This is a genomic window from Rheinheimera sp. (assembly GCF_020217005.1).
GTDB lineage: Bacteria > Pseudomonadota > Gammaproteobacteria > Enterobacterales > Alteromonadaceae > Pararheinheimera.
This window is the reverse complement of sequence record NZ_JAIWOI010000271.1, coordinates 1-10,000: the sequence shown is the minus strand read 5'-3', so window position 1 is coordinate 10,000 and position 10,000 is coordinate 1. Positions and strand designations below refer to the sequence as shown.

Below are 10,000 nucleotides of genomic sequence, written 5' to 3'. Positions count from 1 at the left end.
ACGGGCTACAAGTTCGATAATAGTGCCAGCAGGAATAGACTCTTTAAAATCTACCCGGTCGGAACAGACAGTGACCAAAGGTTTGCGGCAAAAACGGGTCGCGGCAATAAAAGCGGCTTCGTCCATCCAGGCTAAGGCTTCGCCACCGAATAAGGTATTGTGATGATTAGTCCTGCCAGGAAATACAGTTTTAGTGACGCGGGTCACTGCGTATTCAATACGTTTGGCAAGTAAAGCTTCGTCAGTCATAGAGGTCTCCGGCAGTCAAAAAGGGGCGAATTTTAGAAGTTTTGCCGGCAATTGCAAGCCAAAAGCCGGCGATAAAAAGCAGAGTTTAGCGAGCCACCATAGCGCCCAAAGCTTTGCCACCAACCAGATGCATATGAATATGATACACTTCCTGGCCGCCGTGTTGGTTACAGTTCATGATCAAACGATAACCGTTTTCTGCAATGCCAGCCTCTGCAGCCAGTTTGCGGGCTACGGTAAATAAACGCCCTAAAGCCAATTCATGCTGAGGCTCAACATCATTGACAGTTGGAATTAATACATTAGGCACAATCAAAATATGAGTAGGAGCTCTGGGGTTGATATCACGAAAAGCCGTGACTAATTCATCCTGATACAAAATATCGGCCGGAATTTCACGTCGAATGATTTTGCTAAAAATTGTTTCTTGAGCCATCAGAAGTTCCTTATAAAATAATGCACAGATTACATTCGGGAGTATAGGGTATGACGCTAGTGGCTTACCAGCTAAGTATTATGGACATCACTGCACATCTGATTTCAGTGGAATTGCATTTTACGCCCCAAGGTACTGAGCCGGTCCAGTTAAGTTTGCCTGCCTGGATCCCCGGCAGTTATATGGTGAGAGACTTTGCTAAACATCTGCATTCAATCGAAGCTTTTGATGCTAACGGTGCTTTAACCCTGCAACAGCTGGATAAACAAAGTTGGCTGCTACAACATAATCTGCAAGAGCTCAGACTACGCTACAAGGTATACGCTTTTGACCTGTCAGTCCGAGGTTGTTACCTGGACGATCAATTGGCTATTTTAAACCCAGCCGCTCTGTGTCTTGAAGTCAAAGGTCTGGAAACTTCAGCTGTGACTTTAACTGTGGCTGCTCCCGAATTCTTAGACTGGCAAGTAGCTACAGGATTAACCAGAGCTAGCACCACAGAGCCACTGCAATGCGGCCTCTATCATGCTGATAACTATCAACAGCTTATCGATACTCCTTTAATGCTGGGTAAACTGGACTTAGCTGTGTTCGACGTCTGTGGTGTGCCACATTATCTTGCGCTTGCTGGCCACGAACAGCTTGATTTGGAGCGCTTTAAAACAGATTTACAACGCATCTGCCTGCAGCAGCAACAGCTATTCGGTGCATTACCCACAGACTTAAGTCAGTACTGGTTTTTATGCTGGGTGACAGATGCAGGGTATGGTGGTCTTGAGCATCATAATTCCACATTACTGATGTTAACTCACCAGGATTTACCCAATGCACAACGCCCTGATGAAAGCACGGCAGAATATCAAAACCTGCTTGGCCTGTGCAGTCACGAGTATTTCCACACCTGGTGGGTTAAGCGTGCCAAACCCAGCCTGTTTCTGCCATATAAGTTAGTATCTGAGCAATACACTAGTCAGTTATGGTTATATGAAGGCTTTACGTCTTACTATGATGATTTAGCACTGGTTCGTTGCGGTTTGCTGACTCAGGAGCAGTACTTTGCGGCCCTGGAGAAGACAATCAACAGAGTCCAGCTTAGTCCTTCTGAACAAGTGCAGTCTGTCGCCGACAGTAGCTTTAACGCCTGGACTAAGTACTATAAACAAGATGAAAACGCAGTGAATGCGGTCGTCAGTTACTACACCAAAGGTAGCCTGATTGCATTGTGTCTGGACGCTTTACTGCGAAGTAATGGCAAAAGCCTCGACGCCTTGATGCTATTGGCATGGCGCAGTTATGGTGAACCAGTCACTGGCAGTACAGAGCAGCAGTTTATCCAGTTATGTTCCGACTATGCGGGTAAAGAGATAGCTGAAGAATTGTACGGCTGGGTAAATGAAGCCTCATCATTACCTTTGACCCAACTGTTACCCCACTTGGGTGTAACGACTGGAGTACGTCAACAAGAACACAGTAAAGACTTGTCTGGTAGCAAAGGCTCTATTTACCAGGTGAGGGCCTTTGGTGCGGCTTTTAGCGCTTCAGTTGAAGGTTTAAAAATAACCAATGTCCCTATAGGTTCAGTGGCCTATAAAGCGGGACTAATGGCTCAGGACATACTGATCGCTATCAATGCGGTCAAAGCAACAGAACAAAACTTCTGGCGACAACTCAACCAAAGTCCGATTGGCAGCGTAGTGACTTTACACGTATTTCGTAAGCAGCGTCTGGTGCAACTCTCCATGCCCATAGAAAGTTCCGCTGAAACCTTAACTTATCTGCGGCTTGTTGATCCGTCAAAGGTCGCCTGTTGGATTGGGAGTACTCAGGCTTAATATGGATTCCTTATCACAAATAGCTCTGGGTGCTGCAGTGAGCGCTGCCGCTTTGGCTACACCTATTCGCTGTAAACAAATAAAGCTCTGGCATGCCGTAGCAGCCGGAGCTTTGTTTGGTACCCTGCCCGATTTGGACGTGTTAATTTCACACGGCGATCCGATAAGTGACATGACCTTTCATCGCACTGAAAGCCATTCATTGTTTTACCTCACTTTAGTTTCACCACTTTTTGCAATGCTCTGGATGAAACTACTCAGAACACCCACTTTGTTTAAACCTGGCTTACTGGCATTGTGGCTGGTTCTGGTGACTCACCCTCTGTTGGATACCCTAACCATCTACGGTACCCAGCTGGCTTTACCTTTTAGTGACTATCCTTTTGGTACTGGTAGTATTTTTGTTATAGACCCTTTGTATACTCTGCCTCTGCTGCTCGGCACTGGCATGGCGCTTTTTGGTAAAAATCTGCGTTGGAATCATTTAGGTTTGGCCTGCAGCAGCGTTTATTTGTTGTTTGGGTTACTCGCACAACAATGGGCTTATGCTGAAGTTAAGCAGCAGTTGGCTATTCAAGGGCACAAGGTGGATAAGCTATTAGTGACTGCAACACCTTTTAATACCTTGTTGTGGCGTGCTGTGGTGATCAATGAAGACGAGTATCTCGAAGCCTATTATTCGTTACTTGATGATCCCACTAAAATGCAATGGCGCAGCTTTAGCCGGGATAACAGTTTGATTGAACAATGGAAGGACAATGCGGCTGTAGCACGTTTAGCCTGGTTCAGTCATGGTTTTTACCAATTGGAGTATCAGGGAAGAGATCTGATACTTACGGATCTGCGGATGGGCATGGCGCCTTTTTATAGCTTTAGTTTTGTGATAGCTAAAGAGGCTAAAGCTCAGCCGCCAGTCCAACTCGAATTCCCTCGGGACAATACAACCAGTTTCGCCTGGTTGTATCAGCGCGCGCTGTCGAAAACCGAATTACCACTTTCAGACTTGATGAAATAAAAAACGAGGCCGAAGCATAGTGTTAACAGTGAATACTATGTTCCGGTCTTTTCAGCCGTTAGGCAAAAGCAATAGCGCCTTTACCTACACCTTCATAAGCTATTACTTTGACTGCATTGAGTTGATGTGACTCTTTTATGCTTTGGGCGATAAAATCAGCTAAACATTCCACTGTGGTGTCACAAGGCACAATTTCACAGGTTGTTGCCGGCAGCGAAATTTCGAAATAGCCCTGTGCAGAGCTATAGGCAAAGTTTAAAGCGTCAGTTTCAGCGCGCAAATAACGTAAGGCTGAGGCATCAATCTGATCTTCTGCCGTAGCCAAATAAATATCTTCCCAGCGCTCACACCAGTATTTACCCAACTTAGGCGACAACATGCCATTATCGAAAATCTGAATGGTCGACCTGTGGCCATGAGCTATGCGTTGACAGTTGCCATCATGCTTTTTAAGACCATGAGTATAATGATAAGTAAATCCGCTGACCTGTTCAGTGCGCAGTTGGATCACTAACTTGGCTACGTTTGCAGGCAATAAAGATTTAATTTGTTCGGTTAAGAATTCAGTGACTGAGGCCATATCGATTTTCTCTGCCTGGATCAGCGCAAAAGCTTCAGCCGGCGAAGCTACTTGCACTAGCCCTTTTGCAGACTCGAATAAAACTTGCTCCACCTCCCCGCTTTGCAACGTAGTCGCAGGGCTTAACACAGGAATGGCCAGCTTATGGTCCACTAACTGGTCAATGGCTTTTTTGATTACTTTTTTCACAAGACCAAAATCAAATACCATAGAGGTTTGGTCAAGGTCCCCATGCAACTCTACGTCGACAATATAACTTTCGCCCAGTAAACCTCTTTGCTGGCAAAGATAAGAAAAATCGATGACGGTTAAGTCGCGGACAAATAAAATCATAAAACACTTCCGGGTAGCGCTGAAACAGCAAAGTTGGCGGCATTATAAAGCAATACGCAGCGCCCGTTAAGTTGGCCTCATTTTTTATGTTCAGTCAACCAGCCGTTCAGTAAACCTATTTGTCCAAGCTTATGAGCGGCATACATTAAACGTATCGCATTGCTGAGCATCACACTGTCGCTCCATTCAGTTTTCTGCTGAATTTCCTGATAACAAGCTAAGGCTTCCGGAGACAAGTAACCACGTAATTCTTTTTTACCCGAACCTTTTTGCCGCTCTCTGTAGCGTTGTTGTTTTTCCGCATTAGAAATTCGTTTTTTTTCTGGTTCCGTCATAATGCTTCTATCTTGTACTGTTAATTTGATTTTGGAAGGTCAGTTGACTAATCGGACTTGTTTAGCTTACAAGTGTTCGCTAAAGTGGCCCAGCCTTGATGATGGATCTAACATACATGACTAAGAATAGCTTTACAAAACAAGATTTAGTGGCCTGCGGCCGTGGGGAATTATTTGGCGAAGGTAACAGTCAGTTACCAGTCGATAATATGCTGATGATTGACCGTATTGTGCACATTTCAGAAGAAGGTGGTAAATACGGTAAAGGGGAAATCATCGCTGAATTTGATATTCATCCTGAACTATGGTTTTTTGACTGCCACTTTAAAGGCGACCCGGTGATGCCAGGTTGTTTAGGTTTGGATGCGATGTGGCAGCTGGTGGGTTTTTTCCTTGGTTGGGCTGGAGGTCCGGGCAAAGGCCGTGCTTTAGGCGTGGGTGAAGTGAAATTCACTGGCCAAATTCTGCCGACAGCCAAAAAGGTCACCTACCGTATTGATATGACCCGTGTGATCAAACGTAAATTGTTTATGGGCATAGCCGAAGGTTCTGTCAGTGTGGATGGCCGCGAAATTTACACAGCTAAAGAGCTGAAAGTGGGCTTATTTCAAGATACTTCTGCATTCTAAGCAGGTTTTGTCTTAGAAAAAACGGAGCTTAATGCTCCGTTTTTTTATCTGAACGTTTTGCACTTAATGCCACAAACCTAAAATCAGACCAAACAGCATAAACTGAACCAGATGATAACCTCCGTCAATCAACCACAACTTAAGAGAGCGTTGGGCAAACTGGTAGTTGATACCAAAGCTGGCTGCGACAAAACCAAAGCCTGCTAATGCACCTGCATGCACCGCCATCAGTAAATCTGGTGCAGGCCCTATCCAGACTGCAAAACAATAAGCTGCCAACAAAGAAAATAAAAAACTGATGCCAAAAACTTTGGCCGGGTGAGCGTTTTGTTCCACGCCGCCATTTTCTTTATTCCAGACTTTTCCAAACAATAAAGGGGAATACCATAAACCACCCAGCATAAAGCTGGAAACCGCAGCCAGAACTATCGCCCATGTATTCATTATGTTTCCTTGTTATTTTTCAGATACGGACTGTTGTTATTGCCTGCTCAGTCTGAAAGTTACAGCGGACTAAGTCAATTTTGCTGCGCATAAAAAAGCCCAGGATCTGGCTAGCTCGTGGGCTCTTTATCAGCTTTGTCTGTTAACCACCGCCGAGTTTTTCCAGCAGCTTGTTTTTCAGTTTTTCTTTGCCACTTTCTACTTTCCCTTTCAACTGGCCTTCCAATAAGGCTTTGGTATCTAAAGAGTATTTAGGTTTTTGCATGGTGCCGCTGATTTTAAGTGGTATTTCAACGCCAGCCAACTCCTCTTTTTCTTTACCACCCTGACCTTTTGATGTATTCACCAGAGCAGTGCTGAGTTGATAATCCAGTTCTTCATTCAGTAAGTTAGCTGAGCCTTTGCCTGCCAGACGTAATAAAGGCGCCGCCATTTTTAAATCCGGGTTGGTCAACACACCATCAGCCAGGTTAAAACTGCCGGTTAAGCTGGAGAAGTCCGTTTTTTGCTCTGAATTATCATCGGCCTGAGCATCATTTTTCAGCGTAGCTTTGGCATTGCGGATCATTTGCGCGATATTAACACCATACAAAGAACCATCTGTCACTTCAAAACTGCCGGTTGCCAGCAGGTTTTTCTTGATCTGCTCCGGTAGCAAACTATGACCTTTGCCTTCAATAGTCAGTTTTGCAGCGCCGCTTAATAAATCAATATCAGCGCCATCCATCAGCATGGGCCGCAGCGCCAGACCGGACAGTTGTTTATTGAAGCTATAGCTGACAGGGGTTTTGCGGGCATCCAGCGTAGCTTTGGCCAGAACTTTGCCCTGGTACAAATCTGCGCTGGCATTTTGAATTTGAACCAGCCCCGCTTTATTGGTCAACGCCAATTGCAGGTTTTCTGTATGCAGACCTGCGGCTTTGAATGTCTTCACTGCCAGTTTTAAATCCAGATCAAATTGGCGCAGCGCTGATAAATCAGGTTCGGCACTGTTTTGCTGAGCTGTTGTACCTGCTTGCTCCGCGCTGTTGTCAGAGATGTAAGAAGCTGTGTCCACTTCATCCAGTTGCAGATCCAGTTTAATCACGGCTTGTTTAGCGTAATTCACTGACAGTTGGCCTGAACCTTTAATCTCATCCAGTTGTAACTTTTTCCACTGCCACTCCAGCTGTTTTTTATCCAGTGCCAGTGTTAACTCTGTCTTTAGAGAAAGCTGTTTGACCGGGACACCCGTAAATTCAGTCTCTACAACAAAGTCTTTTAGCAGCACTAACTGATTGTTTTCACTCAATTGCAATTGTGCAGAACCTTTGACATCCAGCTGGGTTTGGCCAGACAAAACGACCAGTTCAAAATCCAGCGGCGCCCATTCATTGGCTTTAAAATCAGTTAATGTGAGTGATTTCAAGCTTAATCGCTGCTCTGAACTACCTTCAGTCAACAGATTTAATTGCAGGTTGCTAATGGATAGATCCTGTAGTTGCACTGGTTGGCTGGTCGCAGCTCCGGTTTCATTAGTAGCGATCGTTTTATCTGCCGTCAGACCATCCATACTGGAGCTACCATCTTTTCGGGTCACCAGATTGGCGGTGACACCGTCTAAATACAGCTGCTGAACCTGCAGATCCTTGTTAAACAATGGCACCAAGGCGACGGCTGCTGTCAATTCGGACACTTCCAGCATTTGCTCTGGCGCAAACCCCTTTGGATTCGATAGTTTTACATCGGTCAAAGACACCCCAAGACTAGGGTAAATAGTCCAGCCAATATCCCCTGCTATCTGCAGTTCTCGTCCGGTTTGTTGTTCAACCTTGGTGGTAATTTCCGCTTTAAAGTCATTTAAATCAAACACGACCAGCAGATAAAAGGCAGCTACTGCGATAAAGCCTGCCACGACCGCGAGCAGCCATTTAAACCAATTCATATCCATCTTCCTTTGGGTGAAGTTATTAAAAAGCCAATGGCTAGCATAGCTCAATGGCATAAACCTAAGCTGAACTCGTTTGTATTGAAGGGAATAGTTATGAAGGAATGGGGTTCAATAAAACAATAATAAAGGTGCCGGAACAGCAATGCTGTCCCGGCGGGTCAAACAACTCAAACTAGTATCAATTAGAGTAGTTTCAGTAATTGTTGTAACGGATGTTTAGGTTTAACACCTTCGAAACGCTTGACCTGACTACGACAGGAGAATCCTGTCACAAGCACTTGATCCGCACCGAAGCTTTGCACAGGTTGCTGCCAGCTCATTTCGTACAGAGCTTTGCTCTTGTCATAGTTCTGGGCTTCATGACCATAGGTTCCAGCCATACCGCAGCAGCCGACAGCAATGGCTTTGAGTTCTAGGCCAGCTTTGGCATAAATCTGTTTCCACTGATTTTCAGTCGCTGGTAGCGCCGTTTTTTCAGTGCAATGCGCCAGCAAACTAAAGCTTTGCTGAGTCTGGATGGCTGGTAAATCTTGTTTCACTAACCATTCATGGAACAATGCCACCTGATAATCGCCCCGGTGAGCGCCAAGAGCCTTCACATATTCGTCGCGATACACCAGAACTAAGGAAGCGTCTAAACCAATTAATGGAGCCCCTAATGCTGCGACCTGATTTAAAAAATCAGAAGCATTTTTTGCTGTTTTAGCAAAATCGCGCAGGAAGCCTTTTACATGTTGAGGTTTTCCATTGGGCATAAATGGTAACAGCACGGCCCTGAAGCCAAGTTTTTCGATTAACTGCAGCGCATCAGACACTAAGTCCGCGTCATAGAAACTGGTAAAAGGATCTTGCACCAATAGCACCAGTTTTTGTTTTTCCTGCTCGGGCAAAGCCTTAAGCCTTGCTAAATCAAAGCTGTACTTACCTGCAACTTGTTGCTTTAAGGTTGGAACCGACAATTGTGGCGTGTCGACATAACCCACAGTCTTTTTCAGCAGGCTTGCCATCCAGTTTTGTTGCAGAAAAAAGTTAACCAGTCTTGGCACTTTTGCCAGTAGCGGTGCCGAACGCTCAATATTTCCAACCAGATAATCTTTCGCAGGCCTTAAATAGCGGCTGTGATACAGCTGGATAAATCGGGCGCGGAATGATGGCACATCGACTTTAATTGGACATTGACCTGCACAGGCCTTACAGGCCAAGCAGCCTTCCATAGCCTCCATCACTTCATGGGAGAAATCATACTGGCCCTGCTTTTTCTGCCAGCTGTTTTTGATTTTGGCCACCACACCAGACAGAGTCCGGGAATTATTCAGCAGCTCGTGCTCCTGCGCCAATACATCCACGCCCTGATTGCTCATTAATCGCAGCCACTCGCGCATTAATCCTGCTCTGCCTTTAGGGCTGTGTCGTCTGTCTTTGGTGACCTTACTGGACGGACACATAGGTGAATTTTCTTCGTAGTTAAAACACAGGCCATTGCCGTTACAATTTAAGCTGCTGTCAAAACTCTCTTTCACTACGACAGGGATTTGCCTGTCGTAAAAGCCACGTTTTACATCATCCACACTGACCAACGGCTCGCTGCTGTCGATAGGTGTACAAATTTTGCCTGGGTTGACACGGTTGAAGGGGTCAAACGCCGTTTTGATTTTACGCAGCTCGGTAAATAAAGCCTCGCCAAAAAACTCCGGACCATATTCGCTGCGATAGCCTTTGCCGTGTTCGCCCCACATCAAACCGCCGTATTTTGCGGTCAGTTTTACCACCTGATCAGAAATCACGCGTAACTGTTTTTCCTGCTCCGGGTCACACATATCCAAAGCCGGACGCACATGCAGCACACCTGCGTCCACATGACCAAACATGCCATAAGCCAGACCATGACTATCTAATAAAGCGCGGAATTCCATAATAAAATCAGCCAGATTTTCAGGAGGAACTGCCGTATCTTCCGTAAAAGGAATAGGTTTTTTACTGCCTTTGGCGTTGCCCAAAAGACCAACCGCCTTTTTGCGCATCGCATAAATCTGGTTAATGGCGTTGTTATCATAAGTCAGTTGATAACCAATAATACCAGACTCCCCCTTTGCTACGGACTGCTGCAGCCGCTCTTCTAACTGCTGGACTTTTTGCGCCATATCGGCTTCGTCCTCAGCATTGTATTCAACCATATTCAGGCCCAGCATGGTCTTGCCTGGCACATCTTCGATAAAG

10 protein-coding genes are annotated in these 10,000 nt (G+C 45.5%); 3 read left to right on the top strand and 7 right to left on the bottom strand.

Annotated elements, in window-relative coordinates; translation table 11 throughout:
* Both LDL40_RS13255 and hinT read right to left on the bottom strand, forming a co-directional pair.
* Positions 1 to 249 (bottom strand): hotdog domain-containing protein (locus LDL40_RS13255; RefSeq protein WP_300995849.1); only part of this gene is annotated, 249 nt, incomplete at its 3' end.
* 85 nt (positions 250 to 334) lie between these two features.
* Positions 335 to 685 carry a purine nucleoside phosphoramidase gene (hinT, locus tag LDL40_RS13250; RefSeq protein ID WP_300995848.1) on the bottom strand — a complete coding sequence of 117 codons (351 nt, stop codon included), beginning with the start codon at positions 683 to 685 and terminating at the stop codon, positions 335 to 337.
* Between the two features lie 50 nt (positions 686 to 735).
* Between hinT and LDL40_RS13245 the strand changes: the two genes are divergently transcribed.
* Positions 736 to 2,517 (top strand): M61 family metallopeptidase, encoded by a 1,782-nt coding sequence (locus LDL40_RS13245; protein ID WP_300995847.1) that lies wholly within the window; start codon positions 736 to 738, stop codon positions 2,515 to 2,517.
* A gap of 1 nt (position 2,518) precedes the next feature.
* The gene (locus LDL40_RS13240) at positions 2,519 to 3,532 is read left to right on the top strand and encodes a metal-dependent hydrolase (RefSeq protein WP_300995846.1); all 1,014 of its coding nucleotides are present in this window, start codon (positions 2,519 to 2,521) and stop codon (positions 3,530 to 3,532) included.
* Between the two features lie 58 nt (positions 3,533 to 3,590).
* Here LDL40_RS13240 and LDL40_RS13235 read toward each other — a convergent pair whose 3' ends face one another.
* Both LDL40_RS13235 and LDL40_RS13230 read right to left on the bottom strand, forming a co-directional pair.
* Entirely contained in the window at positions 3,591 to 4,445 is an 855-nt protein-coding gene (locus tag LDL40_RS13235; RefSeq protein ID WP_300995845.1) for a 6-carboxytetrahydropterin synthase, read from the bottom strand.
* Between the two features lie 77 nt (positions 4,446 to 4,522).
* A complete protein-coding gene (locus LDL40_RS13230; protein WP_300995844.1) occupies positions 4,523 to 4,780 on the bottom strand; it encodes a hypothetical protein in 258 nt (85 codons plus the stop codon).
* Between the two features lie 116 nt (positions 4,781 to 4,896).
* Between LDL40_RS13230 and fabA the strand changes: the two genes are divergently transcribed.
* Positions 4,897 to 5,409 carry a 3-hydroxyacyl-[acyl-carrier-protein] dehydratase FabA gene (fabA, locus tag LDL40_RS13225; RefSeq protein ID WP_046521051.1) on the top strand — a complete coding sequence of 171 codons (513 nt, stop codon included), beginning with the start codon at positions 4,897 to 4,899 and terminating at the stop codon, positions 5,407 to 5,409.
* Between the two features lie 63 nt (positions 5,410 to 5,472).
* On the opposite strand, the gene LDL40_RS13220 is transcribed toward fabA, so the two are convergent.
* The 3 genes from LDL40_RS13220 to LDL40_RS13210 form a co-directional block, all read right to left on the bottom strand.
* Positions 5,473 to 5,853, bottom strand: coding sequence for a DUF1761 domain-containing protein (locus LDL40_RS13220; protein ID WP_300995843.1), 381 nt, complete (start codon positions 5,851 to 5,853; stop codon positions 5,473 to 5,475).
* Between the two features lie 142 nt (positions 5,854 to 5,995).
* Entirely contained in the window at positions 5,996 to 7,777 is a 1,782-nt protein-coding gene (locus tag LDL40_RS13215; protein WP_300995842.1) for an AsmA family protein, read from the bottom strand.
* A 188-nt stretch (positions 7,778 to 7,965) separates the two neighbouring features.
* Positions 7,966 to 10,000: FAD-linked oxidase C-terminal domain-containing protein (locus LDL40_RS13210; protein WP_300995841.1), on the bottom strand; the 2,035-nt coding region annotated here is incomplete at its 5' end.

Coding starts and splice junctions, on each gene's coding strand:
- LDL40_RS13230 (WP_300995844.1), bottom strand. CDS start 4,780: ATGACGGAACCAGAAAAAAAACGAATTTCTAATGCGGAAAAACAACAA.
- LDL40_RS13245 (WP_300995847.1), top strand. CDS start 736: ATGACGCTAGTGGCTTACCAGCTAAGTATTATGGACATCACTGCACAT.
- LDL40_RS13215 (WP_300995842.1), bottom strand. CDS start 7,777: ATGAATTGGTTTAAATGGCTGCTCGCGGTCGTGGCAGGCTTTATCGCA.
- LDL40_RS13235 (WP_300995845.1), bottom strand. CDS start 4,445: ATGATTTTATTTGTCCGCGACTTAACCGTCATCGATTTTTCTTATCTT.
- fabA (WP_046521051.1), top strand. CDS start 4,897: ATGACTAAGAATAGCTTTACAAAACAAGATTTAGTGGCCTGCGGCCGT.
- LDL40_RS13240 (WP_300995846.1), top strand. CDS start 2,519: ATGGATTCCTTATCACAAATAGCTCTGGGTGCTGCAGTGAGCGCTGCC.
- hinT (WP_300995848.1), bottom strand. CDS start 685: ATGGCTCAAGAAACAATTTTTAGCAAAATCATTCGACGTGAAATTCCG.
- LDL40_RS13220 (WP_300995843.1), bottom strand. CDS start 5,853: ATGAATACATGGGCGATAGTTCTGGCTGCGGTTTCCAGCTTTATGCTG.